At 55.2% G+C, this 21,942-nt stretch carries 24 protein-coding genes; 14 read left to right on the top strand and 10 right to left on the bottom strand.

Annotation, left to right across the window (positions count from 1 at the left end):
• Positions 1 to 5 precede the first annotated feature (5 nt).
• The 8 genes from BM352_RS00695 to BM352_RS00660 all read right to left on the bottom strand — a co-directional run bounded on the left by BM352_RS00695 (position 6) and on the right by BM352_RS00660 (position 7,364).
• Positions 6 to 1,166, bottom strand: a complete 1,161-nt coding sequence (locus BM352_RS00695; RefSeq protein WP_090211206.1) for a WD40/YVTN/BNR-like repeat-containing protein — start codon at positions 1,164 to 1,166, stop codon at positions 6 to 8.
• A 125-nt stretch (positions 1,167 to 1,291) separates the two neighbouring features.
• A complete protein-coding gene (locus tag BM352_RS00690) occupies positions 1,292 to 2,023 on the bottom strand; it encodes a proteasome-type protease (RefSeq protein WP_090211203.1) in 732 nt (243 codons plus the stop codon).
• A 33-nt stretch (positions 2,024 to 2,056) separates the two neighbouring features.
• Positions 2,057 to 2,854, bottom strand: a complete 798-nt coding sequence (locus BM352_RS00685; protein ID WP_090211201.1) for a transglutaminase family protein — start codon at positions 2,852 to 2,854, stop codon at positions 2,057 to 2,059.
• The gene (locus BM352_RS00680; protein ID WP_090211199.1) at positions 2,854 to 3,795 is read right to left on the bottom strand and encodes an alpha-E domain-containing protein; all 942 of its coding nucleotides are present in this window, start codon (positions 3,793 to 3,795) and stop codon (positions 2,854 to 2,856) included. The genes BM352_RS00685 and BM352_RS00680 overlap by 1 nt, the downstream gene beginning before the upstream one ends.
• Positions 3,796 to 3,801: 6 nt before the next feature.
• On the bottom strand, positions 3,802 to 5,226 hold the full coding sequence (locus tag BM352_RS00675; RefSeq protein WP_090211197.1) for a circularly permuted type 2 ATP-grasp protein: 1,425 nt from the start codon (positions 5,224 to 5,226) through the stop codon (positions 3,802 to 3,804).
• Positions 5,227 to 5,441: 215 nt separating this feature from the next.
• Positions 5,442 to 6,497, bottom strand: a complete 1,056-nt coding sequence (locus BM352_RS00670; protein WP_090211195.1) for a YeeE/YedE family protein — start codon at positions 6,495 to 6,497, stop codon at positions 5,442 to 5,444.
• 47 nt (positions 6,498 to 6,544) lie between these two features.
• The gene (locus tag BM352_RS00665) at positions 6,545 to 6,880 is read right to left on the bottom strand and encodes an ArsR/SmtB family transcription factor (protein ID WP_090211192.1); all 336 of its coding nucleotides are present in this window, start codon (positions 6,878 to 6,880) and stop codon (positions 6,545 to 6,547) included.
• 112 nt (positions 6,881 to 6,992) lie between these two features.
• Positions 6,993 to 7,364, bottom strand: a complete 372-nt coding sequence (locus tag BM352_RS00660) for a thioredoxin domain-containing protein (RefSeq protein ID WP_090211189.1) — start codon at positions 7,362 to 7,364, stop codon at positions 6,993 to 6,995.
• 77 nt (positions 7,365 to 7,441) lie between these two features.
• On the opposite strand from BM352_RS00660, the gene BM352_RS00655 reads away from it, so the two are divergent.
• The 14 genes from BM352_RS00655 to BM352_RS00590 all read left to right on the top strand — a co-directional run bounded on the left by BM352_RS00655 (position 7,442) and on the right by BM352_RS00590 (position 20,050).
• Positions 7,442 to 8,179, top strand: coding sequence for a cytochrome c biogenesis CcdA family protein (locus BM352_RS00655; RefSeq protein WP_090211186.1), 738 nt, complete (start codon positions 7,442 to 7,444; stop codon positions 8,177 to 8,179).
• 15 nt (positions 8,180 to 8,194) lie between these two features.
• Entirely contained in the window at positions 8,195 to 8,773 is a 579-nt protein-coding gene (locus BM352_RS00650; protein ID WP_090211184.1) for a thioredoxin family protein, read from the top strand.
• A 107-nt stretch (positions 8,774 to 8,880) separates the two neighbouring features.
• Positions 8,881 to 9,354, top strand: a complete 474-nt coding sequence (soxX, locus tag BM352_RS00645; RefSeq protein ID WP_090211182.1) for a sulfur oxidation c-type cytochrome SoxX — start codon at positions 8,881 to 8,883, stop codon at positions 9,352 to 9,354.
• Positions 9,355 to 9,394: 40 nt separating this feature from the next.
• Positions 9,395 to 9,814: a thiosulfate oxidation carrier protein SoxY gene (gene soxY, locus BM352_RS00640; protein ID WP_090211179.1), complete on the top strand. Its 420-nt coding sequence runs from the start codon at positions 9,395 to 9,397 to the stop codon at positions 9,812 to 9,814.
• A 23-nt stretch (positions 9,815 to 9,837) separates the two neighbouring features.
• Positions 9,838 to 10,167 (top strand): thiosulfate oxidation carrier complex protein SoxZ, encoded by a 330-nt coding sequence (soxZ, locus tag BM352_RS00635; protein ID WP_090211177.1) that lies wholly within the window; start codon positions 9,838 to 9,840, stop codon positions 10,165 to 10,167.
• Positions 10,168 to 10,242: 75 nt separating this feature from the next.
• Positions 10,243 to 11,049 (top strand): sulfur oxidation c-type cytochrome SoxA, encoded by an 807-nt coding sequence (gene soxA, locus BM352_RS00630; protein ID WP_425434548.1) that lies wholly within the window; start codon positions 10,243 to 10,245, stop codon positions 11,047 to 11,049.
• A 100-nt stretch (positions 11,050 to 11,149) separates the two neighbouring features.
• A complete protein-coding gene (soxB, locus tag BM352_RS00625; RefSeq protein ID WP_090211173.1) occupies positions 11,150 to 12,847 on the top strand; it encodes a thiosulfohydrolase SoxB in 1,698 nt (565 codons plus the stop codon).
• 25 nt (positions 12,848 to 12,872) lie between these two features.
• Complete coding sequence (gene soxC / locus BM352_RS00620) at positions 12,873 to 14,135, top strand: sulfite dehydrogenase (RefSeq protein WP_090211169.1); 1,263 nt, start codon at positions 12,873 to 12,875, stop codon at positions 14,133 to 14,135.
• Positions 14,119 to 15,168 carry a c-type cytochrome gene (locus tag BM352_RS00615; protein WP_090211167.1) on the top strand — a complete coding sequence of 350 codons (1,050 nt, stop codon included), beginning with the start codon at positions 14,119 to 14,121 and terminating at the stop codon, positions 15,166 to 15,168. Before soxC ends, BM352_RS00615 begins: the two co-directional genes overlap by 17 nt.
• 2 nt (positions 15,169 to 15,170) lie before the next feature.
• Positions 15,171 to 15,875, top strand: coding sequence for a c-type cytochrome (locus BM352_RS00610; RefSeq protein WP_090211164.1), 705 nt, complete (start codon positions 15,171 to 15,173; stop codon positions 15,873 to 15,875).
• A gap of 25 nt (positions 15,876 to 15,900) precedes the next feature.
• Positions 15,901 to 17,169, top strand: coding sequence for an NAD(P)/FAD-dependent oxidoreductase (locus tag BM352_RS00605; RefSeq protein ID WP_090211162.1), 1,269 nt, complete (start codon positions 15,901 to 15,903; stop codon positions 17,167 to 17,169).
• Between the two features lie 82 nt (positions 17,170 to 17,251).
• Positions 17,252 to 17,683 (top strand): DUF302 domain-containing protein, encoded by a 432-nt coding sequence (locus tag BM352_RS00600; protein ID WP_090211160.1) that lies wholly within the window; start codon positions 17,252 to 17,254, stop codon positions 17,681 to 17,683.
• A gap of 2 nt (positions 17,684 to 17,685) precedes the next feature.
• Positions 17,686 to 18,909 (top strand): 5-aminolevulinate synthase, encoded by a 1,224-nt coding sequence (hemA, locus tag BM352_RS00595; protein WP_090211157.1) that lies wholly within the window; start codon positions 17,686 to 17,688, stop codon positions 18,907 to 18,909.
• Between the two features lie 73 nt (positions 18,910 to 18,982).
• On the top strand, positions 18,983 to 20,050 hold the full coding sequence (locus BM352_RS00590; protein ID WP_090211155.1) for a YeeE/YedE family protein: 1,068 nt from the start codon (positions 18,983 to 18,985) through the stop codon (positions 20,048 to 20,050).
• Between the two features lie 5 nt (positions 20,051 to 20,055).
• Here BM352_RS00590 and BM352_RS00585 read toward each other — a convergent pair whose 3' ends face one another.
• Complete coding sequence (locus BM352_RS00585) at positions 20,056 to 21,003, bottom strand: MBL fold metallo-hydrolase (protein ID WP_090211154.1); 948 nt, start codon at positions 21,001 to 21,003, stop codon at positions 20,056 to 20,058.
• Positions 21,003 to 21,920, bottom strand: a complete 918-nt coding sequence (locus tag BM352_RS00580; RefSeq protein ID WP_090211153.1) for an MBL fold metallo-hydrolase — start codon at positions 21,918 to 21,920, stop codon at positions 21,003 to 21,005. The genes BM352_RS00585 and BM352_RS00580 overlap by 1 nt, the downstream gene beginning before the upstream one ends.
• Positions 21,921 to 21,942: the final 22 nt, after the last annotated feature.

The following is a 21,942-nucleotide window of genomic DNA, read 5'->3' as shown; positions in this document are numbered from 1 at the left end:
CGCGTTTACGCTCGGTCCAAGACCTCAACAGCAAGAATGGTCGGCAAGTGCCGCGCGATTTCTTTCCAGTTCTCTCCCTCGTCAATGCTGGCAAAAACCGAGCCACTATTCGTGCCGAAATACAGACCTGCCGGCTCACAAGCATCCCCTGCCATGGCTTGCCGGAGCACGGTAAAATAGCACGACTCCTGAGGCAGCCCGTTGCGCAGATCTTGCCAAGTCGCGCCGCCGTCTTTGGAACGCCAGACCGCCGCTGCCGCATCAAGGGGGAACCGGCCAGAGCTATCGCCGTTCAAGGGTAATGTCCAAATGGTGTCAGGATCGCGGGGGTGGACGCGGATCGGAAAACCGAATGTGGAGGGCAGGCCTTCGGTGATGTCATCCCAACTGCGGCCACCATCAGATGACCGCCAAACACCGTGGTGGTTTTGCTGATATAGAAGGTCATCGTCGCCAGGTGCGCGCATCATATTATGAACGCAATGACCAGTCTCGCCATCACGCGGCGCGGCTGGATGATCATGATGTGCGCAGGACTCGGCATTAGACAGGCGGTTGCGTCGGTCCCACGTTTGGCCGCCATCCTCGGTGGCGAACACGCCCGCGGCCGAGATGCCGACCCACAGCTTCTGCGGGTTCTTAGGGTCCGCGACGATCGTGTGCAGAACCAACCCTGCAGCACCCGGATTCCAAGTTTCGGCGGAATCGTGATTTGTCAGGCTATCGACCTTCGCCCATGTCTTCCCGTCATCGTCGCTCACCAGCAAATTCGCAGGCTTTGTGCCCGCGTAGAGCTTGCCGCCGACTTGGCCCAGCGACCAAATCTGAGAAAACTGATCCTCGAAGGGAAGCGGGGTTTCAGTCCACCCGATCATCTTCGCGAAGTCGGGGTCGTTCGCAGCCCAATCATCCATAGAGCCTTTGGTCAGCCTGGTGACCTCCCAAGTTGCCCCGCCATCTTTGGAATGCCAAACGCCAGCACCGGACCATTCACCGCCGCCGCCTGCCCACAGCTTACCGCTGTCTGGATCACCGATGACATGATTTATTGGCCAGCCGTCGCAGAACGGTCCCTTGATTTTCCAGTCATCTCGACCGTTGTGCGCAGAGGCTAAAAACGCACCCTTTGTGGTGCCAATAAGAACTGTGACGCTCGGATTATCCATGCAATCGACCTCCCGAAAAGTGGGGTCAATATAACATGGGTTCTGCAAATACCGTAACGAATAGCTGCTAGAGCAAAGGTGGTCGATTTGGGCTGCTCAGGTCGACCATTGCGATTGTGTAGGTGTCAAAACTCGTAGTTTGGCAAGTCTTGGAATGCGTTCTTCAGGGCGTCGCCCCACCCATTCGAGATGGTTAGGTAGACCGGGTCGTCTTTCTCAATCCGAACCGTCCGGCCAGCACTTAAGCTGTCGGTCTCGTAAATCTCGATGTCGAAGGGCAGGCCAACCGACAAATTCGATTTCACTGTCGAGTCGAAAGATACCAGGAGCAGCTTCACTGCATCTTCGAAACTCATCTCAGGGTCATAGGCGCGCACCAGAATCGGTTTGCCATATTTGGTCTCCCCGATCTGAAAGAATGGGGTGTCGCTGGTGATCTCGATGAAGTTGCCTTCCGGATAGATCATGAAAATCGTCGGCTTGCCGCCCTCAATTTGCCCCCCAAGAATGGCGGAGGCCCGAAACGTGTCGCTGGAGGTCTGCCCATTTGGGCTGCTTCCCGCGATGACTTCCTTCAGGGTTTCTCCGACCAAACGCGCAACTTGGAACATGGTCGGTTGACGTAAGATACTGGGATCCCTGTCTTCTGTCAGCTTTGAGCGTTCTTCGAGAAGGCTGATCATAGCCTGAGTGGTCGCGAGATTGCCGGCGGTCAAGATGGTGATCTTGCGCTCCCCGGGAATAGCCCAAGTGAACATTTTCCGAGTGATGGAGAAGTTATCCACACCGGCACTTGTCCGCGTGTCGGACATAAGGACCAAGCCCTTGTCTATGCGCATACCAACACAATACGTCATTTCGATCACTTTCGAGGGTTTTACGGCGTATGACTACTGCTGGACTTGCAAAGATACAATCATAGCTTCGTTGCCTGACCCCATTCGCAATCCGGAGATCGGAGCGGCAGCGTGTGCATCGGTGCCAATTGCAATACGAATGTACTTTTCATCGGGGGCGATCCCATTCGACACATCGAATCCAACCCAGCCCAGATCATCAAGATGCGCCTCTGCCCAAGCATGGCTTGCGTCTTGATCGACCCGATCGGTCATCATCAGATATCCGCTCACATATCGGGCTGGGACACCAGCGGCACGCGCCGCCGAGATGAAAACATTAGCGTGGTCTTGGCAGACCCCGTGCCCAAGCTTTAGTGCCTGCTCGACATTGGTTTCCATGTCGGTGTGACCTGACTCATATGGCATCGCCTTTAGCACCGCTTCGGAAAGCGCGTGAAGCCCGTTCAAAATCGAACTTGCTGCTGTGATTTTCTTCGAAAGCCCAACAACCGTTGCGCCGGGCTTGGTGAGAGCGGTCGGTTGCAGAAAGTGCCACAGCGGTGCGACGCCGTAGGTTTTTCCAAGCATACCTGCGCGGTCCTCTGTCCTTACACTGCCGTGGGCGGAGATCGATAGGGCCTTAGCGTCCGGATCAATGCTGAGCAGATCAACATGATTGCCATAATGGTCTGTGTAACCAGCTTCGATCTTGCCGCCTTCAATGGTCAGGGACCAATCCGACACCTCTTGCATGCAACTCGTTTGAGGGCGCAGACGGACCTTTTGGAGCGCATAGCTGACCGGATGATCATAGCTATAGCGCGTGATGTGATTGACCGAGAGCAGCATCAGCTATTGAACCTGTAGTCTTGCTCAATCTGCAAGCCTAGGTTTGCAGTATCGAGAATGATCGAGCTGAGGAACTCGTGTAGGCCCTCGTCGAATATTGATCTGATATCACGGCCTATTATGCGGGCGCGCAAGACGTTAGCGACTTCGTGACAGGGTAGCCTTTCGCCATACTCTTCCGCCAAATAGCCGAGGTTGGAGACAAGCCCGGATACTCCGAAAGTGAGGGAGCGTGGCATTCTGCGGTCCAGAATTAGAAAGTTGGCGACCGAGGCTGCAGTCACGTCGTCGTCGACGGCCCAACGAAAGGATCGATGGGCTGAAACAGATCTCAGGATCGTTTCCCATTGCTTGTTGTCCATTCGGCTGCCGACAAGCATTGGAGAAGGAAGCAGGGCGTAGTACTTGACGTCGATGATGCGGGCTGTGTTGTCGACCCGTTCCACGAATGTGCCAATACGGCAAAAATCGTAGATCTCGTTGCGAAGCATCGTTCCGTGTAACGCCCCACGTACAAGTGCAGACTGGCGGCGAATGGTGGCCAAAACGGCGGGCAGCTCTGTTTGCGGAATTGGGGACTTGAAGATGTCCGTTAGGATAATCCACGTTTCATTGACGGCTGCCCAAACCTCTGTTGTCAGAGCTGTACGGACGAGACGCGCATTCTCGCGGGCGGACTTTACGCTCGAATAGACAGAGCTCAGATTGTCAGGATCGCGCAAAAGGAAGTCAGAGACCTTTTCACTGTCGTAGCTGCCGTACTTGCTTTCGAACTTGGCTTGCGCAGCAGACGTCACAATGACGGATTTCCACTCGCTTTCGGTGTCGGAAGACCGCGTCAAGGCGATGCGGAAGCCGGCTTCAAGAAGTCGTGCGGTGTTCTCGGCCCTCTCGAGCGACCGAAACATCCAGTAGAGCCCACCTGCGGTTTTGCCCAACATATCTGTTCAGTCCTCCAGCACCCAAGTGTCTTTGGTCCCGCCACCTTGGCTAGAATTCACAACCAAACTTCCCTCTTGCAGCGCGACACGTGTCAGGCCGCCAGGTGTGATATCGACTCCGCTCGGTGACACGAGCGCGAACGGGCGCAAATCAACGTGGCGCGGAGCAAGGCCTTTTTCTGTGAAAATGGGCACCGTGGAAAGCGATAGCGTTGGCTGAGCGATGTAGTTGCTGGGCCGCGCTTTCAGCTTTTCTCTGAATTCTGCGATCTCTTTTTTACTGGCAGCAGGCCCGACCAGCATGCCGTAGCCACCGGATCCATGGACCTCTTTGACTACGAGCTCCGCAAGGTTATCCAGCACATATTTCAACGAATCCGGCTCGGAACAGCGATGGGTTTCCACGTTTTTCAGGATGGATTTTTCGCCGGTGTAGAATTCTACGATCTCAGGCATGTAGCTGTAGATCGCTTTGTCATCGGCCACACCTGTTCCGGGTGCATTCGCAATGGTGATGTTTCCGGCGCGATAGACATCCATAATTCCTGGCACACCTAACATGGATTTTGGATTGAAAGTCAGCGGGTCCAAGAAGTCATCATCGACGCGCCGATATAGAACATCGATGACTTTGTACCCACGCGTCGTACGCATTGCGATATGCCCGTCGACCACCCGTAAATCATGACCCTCGACCAGCTCGACGCCCATCTGGTCCGCTAGAAAGCTGTGCTCGAAATAGGCTGAGTTGTGGATGCCAGGCGTTAGGATCGCCACGCAAGGCCGTCCGTTGCATGAAGAGGGTGCGCAGTTGGCGAGCGACTGACGCAAGTTCTTGGGGTAATCGCTGACCCTTTGAACCTTGATCTGGCTGAACAGCTCCGGAAACATTTGCAACATAGTTTCGCGGTTTTCCAGCATGTAGCTGACGCCTGAGGGGGTGCGTGCGTTGTCTTCTAGAACAAAAAAATCATCCTCGCCTGTGCGCACGATGTCAGTCCCGACAATGTGCGTGTAGATGTCGCCTGGCGGGCTGAAATTCATCATCTCCGGCAGAAAAGCGTCGTTCTTCGCGATCAATTCTACCGGGACGATGCCGGCCCGCAGAATTTCCTGCCTGTTGTAGATATCGTGCAAAAACGCATTTATAGCGCGGACGCGCTGATCGATGCCTGCGGACAGCTTCGTCCATTCACGGCTCGATAGAATGCGCGGCACAAGATCAAATGGGATCAAACGCTCTTCTGCGTCGGTTTGGCCATAGACGTTAAACGTGATGCCCGTGCTTCTGAAAAAAGCTTCAGCTTCGCCCGATTTCTTTGAAAGGCGTTGCCGGTCCTGCGCGACGAACCATTTGTCGTAACGCTCATATGGAGTTCTGACGCCAGACTCCGTCTGCATTTCGCTGAAAAAGCTGCTTGGTGTTCCCATTCTAAGAAGGTTAGGCGCATTGTTTGCATAACACAACGAAACAAGGTGCTTGGAGGCAATGTGCTCAAACAATCCGCACTTATACGGGTGATTGCCTAATTGGCGGGCTTTTGGCGCTAATCACCTGAATTTGAAGCCATATTCGAGGGTCGATTCACCGTGCGGGCGAGCGCTATAGGGGCTTACGTGGTCAGGAAAATTTACGGAGCTTAGAGCTATTGATGCGAAGCGAAACCGGTGATGAGTTGCTTCAATCCGAGTGCCGCACCAGCAAAGATTGCCGCAAACGTAATGGGCGCGCTGAACGCCAAAATCGAGAACGCCGATACACCCTGACCAATGGTGCAGCCCATTGCCAATACAGCGCCAAACCCCATGCAGGTTGCCCCAAGGAACTGCCGCTTGAGCTCTCGTGGATCCTCGCAGGCCTCCCATCGAAAATGGCCTTTGATCAAGCTCCCACAAAATGCGCCAAACACCACACCGAAGACGGAGCCGACCCCAAAAGTTAAACCACCGCCGCTGGATGTCATGAGATAGATCATCGTTTCACCAAGCGGGGCAGTGTAGGTGTGACTAATCACGGGGAATGTACTGAAGCCTGTTGATGCAATCCACTGAGTTCCAGCCCAGCCGCTCGCAATCGCCAGGCCGACAGCGCTGGCCCATGCCATTGTTTTGGGATTGTTCCGAAACTCACTTGAGCTCAGGGCGCCTACGGCGATCAAACCGGACATGGTCAGCCCAACCAGTGCTACGGGCAGGCCGCTGATAGAGGACAGCAAGTCAGCGTAGCCCAAATTGTTGGTCGGCATCGTCGTATTTGTCATAAAGGCGAGCCGAGCAGACGCGAAGGGGCCGGACAGCATGATGTAGGCGGCGATTCCCATCACAAGGACGATGACAAACGACCGAAGATCACCACCGCCAAAACGTGCCAGCGCCCCGAAACCGCAATTTCCTGCGAGCGACATGCCATAGCCGAACAGCAGCCCGCCAATTACGCTTGCGGCGGGCGACCACGGGGCCACGTTGTAGATTGCTTGGGACAAGTCAAGATGACCAGATGCGACCAATGCAAACGAGGCTAAGCCCGCAACACCAATTGCAAGTATCCACATGCGAAGGCGAATTGAGCTGTCTTGATAAAGGTAGTCTTCGATCGCGCCCAAAGTGCAAAAACGACCCAACCTGGCCGCAAGCCCCAGTACCAGCCCGCCACCGAATCCGATGAGAGCAACCCACCACGCATCTGAGATGCTTTGCAGCACTGGCTTTCCTCCGCGTCCCCGCCTAGGCGAGTTCGCCGGCGAGTATTCTACTTATCCTGACAGAAAAGTTTGTAGACGACGTCGAGTATCTGAATCGCTCGGCGGTCTGTCAAACTGTAATAGATAGCCTTGCCTTCACGCCTTGGCGCAACAAGACCTTCAGAACGCAACCTTGAGAGCTGTTGAGACACGGCGGCCTGCCTGGCTGACAGCAATTCTTCCAACTCGGTCACGGATTTTTCACCGGTTGCAAGATGGCACAAGATCATCAAACGACCTTCGTGGCTAATTGCTTTCAGAAAGTTAGACGCATTGCACGCGCTTTCCATCATCAACTCAATGTCTTCGTCTGACATGTTTTTTGTTATGACGGGCAGGTTCATGGGACGATCGCTATCTAGCACTGTGGTCCCCCTATAAATAACTGACCAGAGGCATGGCAATCGGGTGGGCAGAATTTTTCAAGGAATGCGCCAATTCGATCACCGTCCGCTTTCATGGCTGTTTCTGGGTCGCGACAGGATGCGCATCAAGGAGCTTTCCGAGCAGGAACCAGAAGAACTGGTCTCCACCATAGCCTTCGAGGCGTCCCAGTTCTTTGCCGTCTTCGACTAGGACGAATGTTGGTGTGAAGACTGGTTTGGATGCAAACTCTATATCAGCCGGAAGGTCGCGAAGATCCACGCGGCGCAAAGGGGCGCGCTCGCCTTCTGCTGTCTTCGGGTATTGGGGCGAGATTTCTTTGTTCCACTGGGCGCACCAATGACATCCATCCTGCTCGACCATCACGAGTTGTGCAGCTTGGGCGGAGAAGGCCAGTGCGCTTGCGAGTACGGTGCCTATAAAGCAAGATCTAACGATGGACATCTGCGTTCCTATTGACCAATCGATAAAACATACAATAACTTGAATATGTATTTCATGCAACAATCGGATGGGCCACCATGTTAGACGTCTCGCTGCTTGGCGCCTTTGTTGGCGGGCTCATCGTCTTTTTCTCGCCCTGCGTTTTGCCGATCGTGCCATTTTATCTGAGCTATATGGCCGGCGCATCGATGTCCGAGATAAGCGCAGAAGGGGAATTGGCACCGGGCGTGCGTCGCAGGGCGTTCCTTGCGTCGGTCATGTTCTCGTTGGGAATCATCACTGTTTTCGTGCTGCTAGGGGCGGCGGCCTACGGGTTGAGCCAGACGTTTAGAGGTATGCAAACGGAATTCAGATTGTTTGCTGCGGCGGTTGTTCTGATCATGGGCCTCCATTTTCTGGGTGTTCTTCGCATCGGGTTCCTGAACCGCGTGTTCCAAATGGATGCGGGTGATACTGGTAACATGTCCATCTTGGGCGCATACGTTGTCGGGTTTGCGTTTGCTGCGGGCTGGACGCCCTGCGTGGGTGGCGTGCTGACGGCCGTCGTTTTCACAGCCAGCACCGAGTCCACTGCGTCTGAGGGTCTTGTGTTGCTTCTGGTGTTTGGGCTGGCGATGACGACCCCGTTCATGGTCGCATCCCTTTTCATCGGTCCGTTTTTGAAGTTCGCTTCGCGCTTCCGAAAGCATCTTCCAAAGGTAGAAAAAGCCATGGGGTTGTTGATGATCCTGTTTGCTGCGCTCATTGCAACGGATAGCGTAAATTTCATCGCGGGTTGGATGATTGAAGCATTCCCCGTATTTCAGAACATCTAGGGAGGAGATGATCCAATGAAACGCATATTGCTAGTATTGGTGACTGTGCTTTTTGGGCTTCCAGCTGTTGCGGCCGAGCTTGGTGATGATGGCCTGCACAAAACAGATTGGATGAGGGACACCTTCAAGGATTTGCGGGAGGACCTTGCCGAGGCCAACGCTGAAGGCAAACGTCTTGCCCTGTTTGTCGAACAACGAGGCTGCATCTACTGCACGAAGATGCATAACGAGGTTTATCCGCGTGAGGAGATCTCGGATTATATTCGCGACAACTTCTTTGTGGTTCAGCTGAACTTGCACGGGGACACCGAAATTACCGACTTCGACGGCGAGGTTCTGAGCGAGAAGGCCGCTGCCCGTAAATGGGGTTTGCTGTTCACACCTTCGATTCTTTTTCTGCCAGACGAGGTCGCGGAGGGCAAAACTGCCCAAACGGCTGCGGTTGCTGTGATGCCGGGTGCCTTTGGTGCAGGAACGACATTGGACATGCTGACATGGGTCAATGAAAAACGTTATGCTCTTGATTTAGAGGAGGATTTCCAAAGATATCATGCGCGTAGAATTCAGGAGCGCCAGAACGGCTCGACTGATTAGTTGGACAAACTCAGGCGGACGAATTCAGATTTAAGAATTTATCCTTGCCCGCTCACGATGGCGTGTCCTATGGTATACAAAAAATTGAATGTGTTACGGGAGGACGCATGAGAATTTCCATACTTACAACGATAGCAGCCGCTGTCTCCGCCACCGCATTGGGCGCGGCGGAAATCGCACCAACTGCTGTTACTTACGAAGACGGCACTGTCTCGCAATCGCTTTCGGGCGCTGCGGGTGATCCAGCAAGCGGTAGAGATATCGTTGGCAACAAGAGTCTGGGTAACTGCGTGGCATGCCACCAGGTCGCAGATCTAGCTGATGTGCCATTCCAAGGCGAGATTGGCCCAGCCCTTGATGGCGCTGCTGATCGTTGGTCCGAGGCAGAACTGCGCGGGATCGTTGCGAATGCCAAAATGATGTTCGAAGGAACGATGATGCCTGCCTTCTACAAGACAGAAGGTTTCATCCGCCCAGGTAATGCCTACACAGGCAAAGCCGCAGACGACACATTCGGCCCACTTTTGTCTGCCCAGCAGATCGAAGACGTCGTGGCCTACCTTTCTACTCTCAAAGAATGATCAATCCCTTTCACGGGGATCAAGCTCAGGAGCTTAATCAATGAAACTGACAAGACGAAACGCCATGATCATGGGCGCAGGTGCATTCGTGGCAGTTGGTCTGCCACTTCGTGCATCCGCTTCCCTGGCTGATGATGCCATCGCCGCTTTCACTGGTGGCGCTGAAATGGGCGACGCGGGCATCACCCTGACCGCGCCGGAAATCGCAGAGAACGGTAACACCGTTCCAGTAGAGGTTTCCGCACCGGGTGCCGCTGAAATTATGGTGCTTGCCACTGGCAATCCGACACCAGCAGTCGCGACCTTCAAATTCGGTCCTTTGGCCGCGTCCCAATCTGCCTCTACCCGTATCCGGTTGGCAGGCACGCAAGACGTTGTTGCGATCGCTAAAATGGCAGACGGCTCGTTCGCGAAGGCGTCGAGCACTGTCAAAGTCACAATCGGCGGCTGCGGCGGCTAAGGTATCTCAAGGAGAATTCTAAAATGGCAAAAGGTGTAAAACCCCGCGTCAAGGTGCCTAAGAAGGCAGCAGCAGGCGACGCAATCACCATCAAAACCCTGATCAGCCACAAGATGGAATCAGGTCAACGTAAGGGCGACGATGGTAACCTCATCCCACGCTCGATCATCAATCGCTTCACATGTGATTTTAACGGCGAGAACGTCATTGACGTGACGTTGGAGCCGGCGATTTCGACCAACCCATACTTCGAGTTTGAAGCAACCGTGCCAGACGCTGGTGAATTCAAGTTCACTTGGTATGACGACGATGGCTCTGTCTACGAAGATAGCAAGACAATTGCAGTTGGCTGAGCGTCGCAACATCAGGGAGGGATGAATATGACAAATCTAAAAGGAGCGCTTAGCGCCCTGATCGTAGCCGGAACTATGACGACCGGCGCTATGGCTGATCCCGTGGATGACACATTGGTTATCAATGGCGAGACAACCATAGTCACGCGAACCAAAGCTCCGGCACATGTGTCGGATGCGCTTGACGAAGTAATGTCGGGTTGGCTTTTCCGTGGCACCGAGACGCGTGCAATGCAGGCCGATGACTTCGACAACCCGGGCATGATCTTTGTGGAACAGGCGGAAGATGCTTGGAACACTGCTGACGGTTCCGAAGGCAAGTCCTGCGCTGATTGTCACGGCGCTTCATCGGACATGTCTGAGGTTCGTCCAACATTCCCGAAATGGAATGACGCGGCTGAAGAAGTGTTCACGCTTGAGATGCAAATCAACGACTGCCGCGAGAACCGCATGGGCGCCGAGGAATGGAAGTACACGAGCGGAGACATGGTCAACATGACTGCGCTGCTGGCCTCTGTGTCTCGCGGTAACCCTGTGAACGTGGCAATTGACGGCCCAGCCCAGGCGACATGGGAGCAAGGCAAAGACCTGTACTACACTCGTACCGGTCAGCTTGAGTTGTCTTGCGCCAACTGTCACGAAGACAGCTACGGCCTGATGATCCGTGCGGATCACCTTAGCCAAGGGCAGATCAACGGCTTCCCGACCTACCGTTTGAAAAACACTAAGTTGAACTCGGCTCATGACCGGTTCAAAGGGTGTATTCGCGATACACGTGCAGAAACCTTCAGCCCTGGTAGCCCAGAGTTCGTAGCGCTTGAATTGTATGTCGCGTCGCGCGGGAACGGTCTGTCGGTCGAAGGGCCGTCCGTTCGTAACTAAGCTTTTGAGATTGCCCCGTGCTGAGTGATCGGCGCGGGGCTTTCTTTTAGTCAAAACATTCAAAAACCAGCATGTATCAAAGCACAGGGATGAGCCCCAAATGATCTCACGGCGCGATTTTCTTCAAACAAGCATGGCGGCGAGTGCCATTCTCGGGGCGTCCAGCTACGGCAATTGGGGGCGCTTGGCCGCTCAGCAATCCCTGACGCAAGACCAACTTTTGCAGTTCGATACGTTTGGTAACGTGTCCCTTATCCACGTTACCGATATCCATGCGCAGTTGAAGCCAATCTATTTCCGTGAGCCTTCCATCAACATTGGCGTTGGGGACAATCGTGGCAAAGTTCCACATGTCACAGGTGCGGATTTCCGGAAGCTTTACGGTGTCGATGATGGCAGCCCGTCGCATTACGCGCTGAGCTCCGGTGACTTTACCTCGTTGGCTCAAGGCTATGGTCGTGTCGGCGGCCTTGACCGCGTTGCGACCGTTATCAACCAGATCCGGTCCGACCGGCCCGACGCGCTGCTTCTGGATGGTGGCGATACGTGGCATGGCTCCTACACTTGCTATCAGACCGAAGGCCAAGACATGGTCAACGTGATGAATGCGCTGAATCCGGATGCGATGACGTTCCACTGGGAGTTCACGCTGGGTTCTGATCGTGTAAACGAAATCGTTGCTGACCTGCCCTTCGCAGCCCTTGGCCAAAACATTTTCGACGCAGAATGGGACGAGCCTGCAGAACTGTTCCCGCCCTATAAATTCTTCGAGCGCGGTGGCGTGAAGATTGCGGTCATCGGGCAAGCCTTCCCTTATATGCCAATCGCGAACCCTGGTTGGATGTTTCCCGAATACGCCTTTGGTATTCGCGATGAGAATATGCAAACTATGGTCGACGAAGTGCGAGCCCAAGGCGCGGAGCTTGTTGTGTGCCTGAGTCATAACGGGTTTGACGTCGACAAAAAGATGGCCAGCATTGTGACTGGTATTGACGTGATCCTGTCGGGGCACACCCATGACGCATTGCCGGAGCCTGTGATGGTTGGCGATACGATCATCGTTGCTTCCGGCTCGAACGGAAAGTTTGTCTCCCGCGTCGATCTTGATGTGCGTGACGGGCGTATGATGGGCTTCCGACACAAGCTGATCCCGATTTTCTCTGATGTGATTGAGCCCGATGCCGAGGTCGCAGCGGTTATCGATGAGCAGCGCGCGCCGTTCGAGGACCAGTTGTCCGAAGTCATCGGGCAAACCGGCTCTCTGCTTTACCGCCGTGGTAACTTTAACGGCACGTGGGATGATCTGATTTGCGACGCGCTGATTTCGGAGCGTGAAGCTGACATCGCGCTGAGCCCCGGCGTGCGCTGGGGGCCATCGCTTTTGCCGGGCCAGGACATCACCCGCGAAGATATCTGGAACGTGACGTCGATGACCTATGGCGCGGCCTACCGCTCTGAAATGACGGGAGAGTTCCTTCATGTGATTATGGAGGACGTGGCGGATAACTTGTTCAACCCCGATCCCTATTATCAACAAGGCGGTGACATGGTTCGCACGGGTGGGCTTGGCTACCGGATTGACGTGACCAAGCCTCAAGGCGAGCGGATCACAGAGATGACCTTGCTGAAAACAGGCGAGAAGATCGACCCCGCAAAGACCTATCAGGTCGCCGGTTGGGCTTCGGTCAACGAAGGCACCGAAGGCCCGCAGATCTGGGACGTCGTAGAAAACCACATTCGCAAACAAGGCACCGTCACGCTGGACCCAAACAATAGCGTGCAAGTTGTAGGCGCCTAAGCGCCGTCGACAGAAAGGCAAAGAGATGACAGAAGAAACGACCGGTAAATCCCGCCGCGCCTTCCTCAAGGGCGCAGCCCTTACGGGCGTCAGCTTGGCGGCAGGCCAAGCCAGTGCCGCCACACCTGATCCGCTAATCACAGAGGTCCAACCTTGGGCGTCGGGGCTGGGCGACGGTGTTGATGAAACACCCTATGGTTTGCCAATTCAGTATGAAGGCGATGTTGTGCGCCGCAATGTTGAATGGCTGACGGCTGATACGATCAGCTCGATCAACTTCACTCCGATCCACGCATTGGATGGCACGATCACCCCGCAAGGCTGCGCGTTCGAGCGCCACCACTCAGGCGCCATTGATCTTAAGAAAGAAGACTACCGATTGATGATCAACGGCATGGTCGACCGTCCATTGGTCTTCACCTACGCCGATCTGGAACGCTTCCCTCGGGAAAACCATGTCTACTTCTGCGAATGTGCCGCGAATACCGGAATGGAATGGGCGGGCGCGCAATTGAATGGCGCACAGTTCACTCACGGTATGATCCACAATATGGAATATACTGGCGTACCGCTCCGCACCCTTCTGGAAGAGGCCGGATATGACACTGCTGGCAAGTGGGTCTACGTCGAAGGCGCGGACGCGTCGTCAAACGGCCGCTCCATTCCGATGGAAAAAGCGCTTGATGATGTGTTGGTGGCCTTCAAGGCCAACGGTGAAGCACTGCGCAAAGAGCATGGCTACCCCGTCCGACTTGTCGTCCCGGGCTGGGAGGGCAACATGTGGGTCAAATGGATCCGCCGGATCGAAGTCTCGGACGCGCCCGTAGAAAGCCGCGAAGAGACGTCGAAATATACCGACACGCTGGAAGATGGCACGTCGCGCAAATGGACGTGGGAAATGGATGCAAAATCCGTTGTGACCTCGCCAAGCCCACAGTCGCCTATCACGCACGGCAAGGGGCCATTGGTCATCAGTGGTCTTGCATGGTCGGGTCGCGGCGCGATCACACGCGTTGATGTCTCAAAGGATGGCGGCAAAACGTGGGAAACCGCACGCCTTGCAAAGCCAGGCGAGAAGATGGCACTGAGCCGTTTCTATCTCGATACAAATTGGGATGGAGAGGAGATGATGCTCCAATCGCGCGCCATGGACGAGACAGGCTACGTTCAGCCGACCAAAGCACAGCTGCGCGAAGTGCGTGGCTTGAACTCAATCTATCACAACAACTGCATCCAGACTTGGTTGGTGCGCTCCAACGGGGAGGCGGAAAATGTCGAAGTTTCTTAAGGTCGCTGCGGCGTTAGCCCTAATCTCAACCCCTGTGGCCGCTGAAACCTTTGGTCTTGGCCGAGTGGCGTTGCCAGAAGAGATCGCGGCTTGGGACAAAGATGTCAGCCCTGATGGCACTGGTCTGCCAGTGGGTTCCGGCGACGTGCTAACGGGCGAAGAAGTGTTTGCCGACCAATGCGCAGTTTGCCACGGTGATTTTGCTGAAGGCGTGGGCAACTGGCCGAAACTGGCTGGCGGCTCGGGCACGCTGGCACATGATGACCCTTTAAAAACGGTGGGCAGCTACTGGCCGTATCTGTCGACCACATGGGACTATGTAAACCGTTCTATGCCCTTTGGTAACGCTCAGTCGCTTCAGCCGGATGAGGTATACGCGATTGTGGCCTACATCCTGTATTCGAACGATCTAGTGGACGAAGACTTTGTGCTGTCCAACGAGACCTTCACAGATGTTGTTCTGCCCAACCATGATGGCTTCATTCAGGATGACCGTATTGAGACGGAGCATTCAAAATGGGTCGGCGAGCCTTGCATGGAAAACTGCAAGGAAGACGTGAAAGTCACAATGCGCGCCATGGTGCTTGACGTCACACCTGATGAAGGTGACGACGATGCAGCGAGCGCTGAGCCGGCTGCTGCTGAAGAGACGCCAGTCGTGGAAGAAGCCAAGGTTGAGGAAGCCCCTGTCGTAGCAGTGGCAGCAGTTGACCCAGAGCTTGTCGAAGCTGGCGAGAAGGTCTTCAAAAAGTGCAAGGCCTGCCATCAGGTCGGCGAAGGCGCCAAGAACAAAACAGGCCCGGTGCTGAACGGGATCGTTGGCAAGGCGGCTGGTGCGGTAGACGGGTTCAAATACTCCAAACCCTTGATGGCAAAAGCCGAAGAAGGCCTGGTTTGGACGGAGGACACGCTCGCTGAGTTCCTGAGCAAGCCTAAGACCTTCATCAAAGGCACTAAGATGAGCTTCGCCGGTCTGAAGAAAGACAAAGATCTGGCTGCGATCACGGCCTATTTGGCCAGCCAAAGTAACTAGGAATGGGCTTGTCACGGCTTTTAACACTAATCCTTGCCGCGAACGTAGTGGCGGGGATTTCTTTTGCCGAAGAGATTGGCGATGCTGAGGCGGGCAAGAAGATATTCAGTTCATGCAAAGGCTGCCATCAGATTGGCGCTGGTGCAAAGGACAGAATTGGCCCGCATTTGAATGGAATTTTTGGACGCCGCGCCGCTGCCCATGACGGATTTGCTTATTCCAACTCCATGCAGCGTGCAGGAAATGATGGTCTGATCTGGACCGTTGAAACCCTTGACGCCTATGTCGAAAACCCTCGTGCTCTCGTCTCCAAGACCCGCATGAGCTTTCGAGGCGTGAAAGACGCGGCTGATCGTGCTAATTTGTTGGCATATCTGCGCGGGTTTTCGGCCAATCCATCAAACCTGCCCGAGGCTGAGCCGACCGCGCGCGCAACCGATCACGATCTCGACCCTGAAATTCTTGCTCTGAAGGGCGACCCTGAATATGGTGAGTACCTTTCAAGTGAGTGCTTAACTTGCCATCAATCTGACGGAAGCGCAGAGGGTATCCCCTCAATCACACGATGGCCTGTGGAAGATTTTGTCGTCGCGATGCATGCCTACAAGCGCAAGCTTCGACCGCATCCAGTAATGCAAATGATGGCTGGGAGACTGAACGACGACGAGATCGCGGCGCTAGCTGCGTATTTTAAGGACCTCGATTAACGGGGCCATTTTCTGGGAGGAAAAGATGAAACTGAATAGACGTATATTCATGGGGACGGGAGCCGCTGCTATGGCGTCTTTGGGCGCCCCTTCTGTGCTTGCGGACGGGCACGGGAAGCCACGTGTTGTCGTTATTGGCGGCGGGGCTGGTGGTGCGACCGTTGCGCGATACATCGCGAAGGACAGCAAAGGTGAGATTGATGTCACGCTGGTTGAACCTACCCGCACATATTTCACCTGTTTCTTCTCGAACCTGTATCTGGGTGGCTTCAAGGACATCGACGATCTGGGTCATACCTACGGCACTCTGGCGGCCAAGTACGGCATCAATGTTGTGCACGACTGGGCGGTTGATGTTGACCGTGACAGCAAGATGGTCTCGCTCGCCGGTGGCTCCAAGCTGCCCTACGACAAGCTTATCTTGAGCCCCGGGATCGACTTCGTCGATGGCGCGGTTGAAGGGTGGAGTGTCGCGTCGCAAAACGCCATGCCTCATGCTTACAAGGGCGGCTCGCAGACAGAATTGCTCAAGGCTCAGATCGCAGCTATTCCCGAGGGTGGCACATTTGCAATGGTGGCACCGCCTAACCCATTCCGTTGCCCGCCCGGGCCTTACGAGCGGGTTTCGATGATTGCGCATGTGTTGAAAGCCAGCAATCCCACAGCCAAAATTATCGTTGCTGACCCGAAAGAGAGTTTCTCCAAGCAGTCGTTGTTCCAAGAGGGCTGGGCAAAGCACTATGAAGGCATGGTTGACTGGATTGGCGCCGAGTTCGGAGGCGGCAATGTGTCGGTTGATCCAAACGCAATGACCGTCACAATTGATGGCGAAGAAACCAAGGTTGACGCGTGTAACGTGATCCCAGCGATGAAGGCGGGACGGATTGCGGAATTGGCGGGTGTAACAGATGGTAACTGGGCGCCGGTGAATGCCGTGGACATGAGCACAAAGGCTGACGCAGATGTCTACGTTTTGGGCGATGCTAGCGCACAGGGCGACATGCCGAAATCTGGCTTCTCTGCCAACTCGCAGGCCAAGGTTTGTGCCAACGCGGTGCGCGGTGCGTTGACAGGGTCGAAGGTCTTCCCTGCCAAGTTCTCGAACACTTGCTGGTCCTTGATTGACACAGATGACGGCGTGAAGGTCGGCGCAACCTATGAGGCCACCGACGAAAAGATAGCCAAAGTCGACGGCTTCATCTCTGCCACTGGTGAGGATAGCGCGACGCGCAAGGCAACTTATGAAGAGTCTGAAGGCTGGTATGCCGGCATCACAGCCGACATGTTCGGCTAAACCAAAAGCGCAGGCATGATCTAAATCAATGCCTGCGCCCCCCCGCTGTGGTTCCATAGGCTACGCGACAGGAGGACGACCCATGAAAAATCTGTTTATGGCAGGAACTTTGGCTCTGTTTGCCGTTCCGGCATGTGCTCAAGACCATTCGATTACCTACCCATTTGAAGGCAGTTTTGAAGACGCAACCTTTGCGGTCGAGAGCGCCATCGTCGGGCGGGGGCTCGTCGTTGATTGGGTGAGCCACACCGGTGACATGCTCGCGCGGACTGCAGACGCGGTCGGCAGTGACGTGAAGCTTTTTGAGGCGGCGGACGTGTTTCAATTCTGCTCGGCCCAACTCTCCCGCAAGGTGATGGAAGTCGATCCAATGAACATCGCCTTCTGCCCCTACGGTATTTTTGTCGCCGACCAGGCTGGCGATGTGATCGTAGGCTACAAAACATATCCGGAGGGCGCCATGCAGGAGGTGCAGGCCCTGCTTGATGAAATCGTACAAGAGGCGCTGCAATAACAATGAACTACGAAAATTACTTTGCCGCCAGCCTTGATCAGTTGCGTGATGATGGGAACTACCGTGTCTTCGCTGAGCTGGAACGCAAATGCGGCGACTTCCCACACGCGCAATCTCACGAAAAAGGGGAAACCGCACCTGTAACGATCTGGTGTTCCAATGACTACTTGGGCATGGGCCAGCATCCTTCGGTGCTGAAAGCGATGCACAGCGCACTGGATCGATGTGGCGCAGGCGCAGGCGGCACGCGCAACATTTCCGGTACGACGCATGATCATGTCCAGTTGGAAGCGGAATTGGCTGATCTTCATGGCAAAGAGGATGCTTTGTTGTTCACCTCTGGCTACGTGTCGAACTGGGCTGCGCTGGGCACTTTGGCTGGGAAAATTCCGGGCTGCGTTGTTCTGTCTGATGCGCTCAATCACGCGTCTATGATCGAAGGTATTCGCCACTCCAAAGCGCAGCGTATGATTTGGAAGCACAACGATCTTCAGGATCTGGAAAACAAGCTGGCGTCACTTCCCCTAAACCAGCCGAAACTGATCGCGTTTGAAAGCGTGTATTCGATGGATGGCGATATCGCGCCGATCAAAGAGATTTGCGATCTTGCCGACAAATATAACGCTATGACCTACCTTGATGAGGTGCATGCCGTAGGCCTCTACGGGCCGCGCGGCGGTGGCATTGCAGAACGTGAAGGCCTGATGGACAGGCTGACCGTTATTGAAGGCACCCTTGGCAAGGCGTTCGGTGTCGTCGGCGGTTATATCGCGGCATCTGCTGATTTGTGTGACTTCGTGCGCAGCTTCGCGAGCGGATTCATTTTCACGACTGCGCTTCCACCTGCTGTGGCCGCTGGCGCAGCAGCGTCCATTCGGCATCTGAAGGATTCCACCGCGGAACGTGAAGACCATCAGTCACGTGTGGCCGAGGTGCGCGCGCGGTTGGATGCGATCGGTATTCCGCATTCGGAGAACCCGAGTCACATCATTCCGGTCATGGTCGGCGATCCTGTGAAATGCAAATACATCTCGGACCTGCTGTTGCGGGATTACGGGATTTACATCCAGCCAATCAATTACCCCACCGTCCCCAAGGGCACTGAGCGACTCCGCATTACACCTTCGCCAGTGCATAGCGACGAAGATATTGACCGCCTGATTGGCGCCCTGGAGGCGCTGTGGTCGCAATGCCAACTGGCACGTATGCCAATGGCTGCGCAGTAGAGATTTGACCGACGTCAAGGCGACGGGTCCCACGCTCCTGTAGTTAACGTTGCAAGAGAAAAGGGAGACGTTCATGCTCGAGACTTTGATCGACCGTTTCGGCGACGGAGGTGTGCTGATGATGGCGGGCGCGCTTGTCGGCACGATTTTCGGTGCGTCTGCTCAGCACTCCCGTTTCTGTTTGCGGGCGGCGAGCGTGGAGCTGTCGGAAGGCGGCCTTGGTCCACGCATTTCCATTTGGTTCATTGCGTTTAGCGCGGGCGTGTTTCTGGTGCAGTTCAGCATTTCGCTCGGACTGCTTGATGTCTCCCAATCACGCCAACTCGCGGCGACCGGAAGTATGTCGGGCGCGATTATCGGCGGTTTGTTGTTCGGTTGTGGCATGATCCTGGCGCGAGGCTGCGCCAGCCGCCTTTTGGTTCTATCCGCTACGGGCAACCTACGGGCCATCGTTACGGGCTTGGTACTCACCTTGGTGGCTCAGGCATCCTTGCGTGGGGCGCTGGCGCCCGCGCGCGAAGCTTTGGCAGGGCTTTGGCTTGTACCAGGGGGCGAGGCGCGGAGTTTGCTTTCACAGCTCGGGATGTCATCCACACTTGCTGCTGTCATAGCGGCGGTTGCTCTCGTGTCAGCTTTCGTACTGGCATTCCGCTCAAACGTTCAGACAACCCGCGCCATTGGCGCAGCCATTGTAGGCGCGGCCGTCGCGCTCGGGTGGGTGCTGACATATGCCATCTCCCAAACGTCGTTTGACGTGGTTCCGATTTCATCAGTGACTTTCACCGGCCCATCAACAGACACTTTGATGGGCTTGGTGAACAGCACCGAACTGCCCTTGGGTTTTGGCGTAGGCCTAGTTCCAGGGGTGTTCTTCGGGGCAGGGGCGATGGCGATCCTTTCCCGTGAGGCGCAGATTCAGAGGTTTGGCGCGGACACACCGATGGAACGGTACTTGATCGGTGCCGGTCTAATGGGGTTTGGCAGCATGCTGGCTGGCGGCTGCGCGGTTGGGGCAGGTATGTCAGGTGGAGCAATCTTTGCGATTACCGCTTGGGTCGCCGTCTTCTTCATGTGGGTTGGCGCAATGGCGACCCATCTATTGATGGGCCGCCTGTCTCGTGTGGCATCGGTCGCAGCCTAAGCGGCTTACTCGAATTCCATTTGCTCAAAGACACGCCCTGCATTTTTCGTGGCCAGTTCTTCGAACGTGTCGAGATGTGCGTAGGGTGATTGATCTACATAGTAGGCTTCGGCCAAGCCGCCGCCTTCCTCAATCAGCTCCCCTATCTTGCCGCGCAAATATTCGAGATAATCTTTAGTGTAGCGACGAACCTGCGCCATGTTGGTCGGGTGCCCGTGGCCTGGAATCACATACGTCGCGTTCAGGGCCTCAAACTCGGTGTCCCAGGTTTCTAGCCAGTCGGCTGTATAGGTGTCTTCGAATATTGGCAGCATCCGCTCGTGGAAGGCCATGTCACCTGAAATAACTAGGCCTTGTTCAGGAAGCCAAACAACGATGTCCCCGGGGCTGTGGGCGGGGCCGAGATGCCGCGCCTCGATGTGGAAATCACCCATGTCGACGATGTATTCATCCTCGAACGTTTCTGTCGGGCCTTGGACCTTGGTGCTATCGGCCTTGTCGCGGTTGTAGCGCTTCATGCTGTCCAGCAGCGACGCGCCTCTCTCCTCGACTTCGTCAGCAGCATCTTGGTGGGCGACGACGGGGATACCCAGCTCGGTCCAGTAGTTGTTGCCTAGAACTGCGTGGCCTTGCCCGTTCTCATTGAATACCAGCTTTACGGGCTGGTCTGTCAGGGCGCGGATTTCGTCGTGAAGCGCTTTCGCCAATAAATAGGCTGCCCCACCGTTTACGACGACGACCCCGTCGCCCGTGATGATGAAGCTCAGGTTGTTGTTGTGTCCGGAGTTTTCATAGGTTGGTGGTGCGGTTGCGCCGATGGCTGAAAACACACCCGGGATAACCTCAACGGGTTTGTCGTAAAGAAGCGAGGCGGGATATTTGTCGGGGATGTCCTCGCTGGCCTGTGCCGCAAAGGCGAACGGCAGCGCGGCGATTGTCAGAAAGGTTCTCATTATAAGTCCTCCGCTACGAAGCGATACGAGCTGTCTTTGCGCTCTACTCGGCCGACACCACCGTCAGGAAGATGGAAGCCCAAAAGTGCGATGTCTTCGTTCACCAATTTGTCTAGCAGCCGTGCACGTGTTTTTGCTGCCAAGTCAGGATCTTGGTCTGATCCACTGGCCCAATCTGGTCTCGCAAAAGCGATGTGATGGTTCCCGATCGCATCCCCACCTATCAGCAGCGCGTTGCTGCCTGATCGCACTTCGAATGCCATGTGACCGGGTGTGTGGCCAAAGCTTGCATGTGCCATAATCCCAGGCAGAATTTCTTCACCGTCGTCGAAAAACGTCATACGCTCCGCGATTATTTCCAGCCTGCGAGCTGCTCCGACAGCGAAGGCCGCGCGGGCGTCTCCGATCGTGCTGACTGTGTTCGGATCGGTCCAATAGGTCCACTCTGTTTGACCGATCATGTGTTCAGCATCAGCGAAGACCGGATCGTCGAAATCATCGAGCACGCCCCAGAGATGATCAGGGTGGCCATGGGTGAAGACCAGATGCGTTACATCTTCAGGCGCGACGCCCACGGCATCGAGGCTATCAACCAAATCGCCAGCTGATGGCATAAAACCATCTCCCGACCCTGCATCGAACAAAATCACCCGATTTTCATGACGGACAAGCGTAACGTTGCAGGGCGGCTCGAGCTGGTTTTTCGAGATATTCAGTGGCGTGAGAATGCTGTCGACCTCGTCCTGAGGAAGACCGTCGAAAAAGAATGCTCCGGGCAGCACCAGATTACCATCGCTCACACTGAGAACTTCATGCGTCCCGATTGTAGCTGAAGTTGCGGCGGGTGATCTAAGAGGAAGCCCCAAAATCGCAGCTCCACCCATGCCTGCCAGTAATTGCCTGCGGTCAATTGTCATCGGAACCTCCACATCCATTCCA

This window comes from Litoreibacter janthinus (assembly GCF_900111945.1).
Taxonomy (GTDB): Bacteria; Pseudomonadota; Alphaproteobacteria; order Rhodobacterales; family Rhodobacteraceae; genus Litoreibacter; species Litoreibacter janthinus.
This window is presented reverse-complemented; position numbering and strand designations above follow the sequence as displayed.

Bases quoted from the DNA above. Each gene is read 5' to 3' on its own strand.
- BM352_RS00695 (WP_090211206.1), bottom strand. From the start codon at position 1,166: ATGGATAATCCGAGCGTCACAGTTCTTATTGGCACCACAAAGGGTGCG.
- BM352_RS00690 (WP_090211203.1), bottom strand. From the start codon at position 2,023: ATGACGTATTGTGTTGGTATGCGCATAGACAAGGGCTTGGTCCTTATG.
- BM352_RS00685 (WP_090211201.1), bottom strand. From the start codon at position 2,854: ATGCTGCTCTCGGTCAATCACATCACGCGCTATAGCTATGATCATCCG.
- BM352_RS00680 (WP_090211199.1), bottom strand. From the start codon at position 3,795: ATGTTGGGCAAAACCGCAGGTGGGCTCTACTGGATGTTTCGGTCGCTC.
- BM352_RS00675 (WP_090211197.1), bottom strand. From the start codon at position 5,226: ATGGGAACACCAAGCAGCTTTTTCAGCGAAATGCAGACGGAGTCTGGC.
- BM352_RS00665 (WP_090211192.1), bottom strand. From the start codon at position 6,880: ATGAACCTGCCCGTCATAACAAAAAACATGTCAGACGAAGACATTGAG.
- BM352_RS00660 (WP_090211189.1), bottom strand. From the start codon at position 7,364: ATGTCCATCGTTAGATCTTGCTTTATAGGCACCGTACTCGCAAGCGCA.
- BM352_RS00655 (WP_090211186.1), top strand. From the start codon at position 7,442: ATGTTAGACGTCTCGCTGCTTGGCGCCTTTGTTGGCGGGCTCATCGTC.
- BM352_RS00650 (WP_090211184.1), top strand. From the start codon at position 8,195: ATGAAACGCATATTGCTAGTATTGGTGACTGTGCTTTTTGGGCTTCCA.
- soxX (WP_090211182.1), top strand. From the start codon at position 8,881: ATGAGAATTTCCATACTTACAACGATAGCAGCCGCTGTCTCCGCCACC.
- soxY (WP_090211179.1), top strand. From the start codon at position 9,395: ATGAAACTGACAAGACGAAACGCCATGATCATGGGCGCAGGTGCATTC.
- soxZ (WP_090211177.1), top strand. From the start codon at position 9,838: ATGGCAAAAGGTGTAAAACCCCGCGTCAAGGTGCCTAAGAAGGCAGCA.
- soxA (WP_425434548.1), top strand. From the start codon at position 10,243: ATGACGACCGGCGCTATGGCTGATCCCGTGGATGACACATTGGTTATC.
- soxB (WP_090211173.1), top strand. From the start codon at position 11,150: ATGATCTCACGGCGCGATTTTCTTCAAACAAGCATGGCGGCGAGTGCC.
- soxC (WP_090211169.1), top strand. From the start codon at position 12,873: ATGACAGAAGAAACGACCGGTAAATCCCGCCGCGCCTTCCTCAAGGGC.
- BM352_RS00615 (WP_090211167.1), top strand. From the start codon at position 14,119: ATGTCGAAGTTTCTTAAGGTCGCTGCGGCGTTAGCCCTAATCTCAACC.
- BM352_RS00610 (WP_090211164.1), top strand. From the start codon at position 15,171: ATGGGCTTGTCACGGCTTTTAACACTAATCCTTGCCGCGAACGTAGTG.
- BM352_RS00605 (WP_090211162.1), top strand. From the start codon at position 15,901: ATGAAACTGAATAGACGTATATTCATGGGGACGGGAGCCGCTGCTATG.
- BM352_RS00600 (WP_090211160.1), top strand. From the start codon at position 17,252: ATGAAAAATCTGTTTATGGCAGGAACTTTGGCTCTGTTTGCCGTTCCG.
- hemA (WP_090211157.1), top strand. From the start codon at position 17,686: ATGAACTACGAAAATTACTTTGCCGCCAGCCTTGATCAGTTGCGTGAT.
- BM352_RS00590 (WP_090211155.1), top strand. From the start codon at position 18,983: ATGCTCGAGACTTTGATCGACCGTTTCGGCGACGGAGGTGTGCTGATG.
- BM352_RS00585 (WP_090211154.1), bottom strand. From the start codon at position 21,003: ATGAGAACCTTTCTGACAATCGCCGCGCTGCCGTTCGCCTTTGCGGCA.
- BM352_RS00580 (WP_090211153.1), bottom strand. From the start codon at position 21,920: ATGACAATTGACCGCAGGCAATTACTGGCAGGCATGGGTGGAGCTGCG.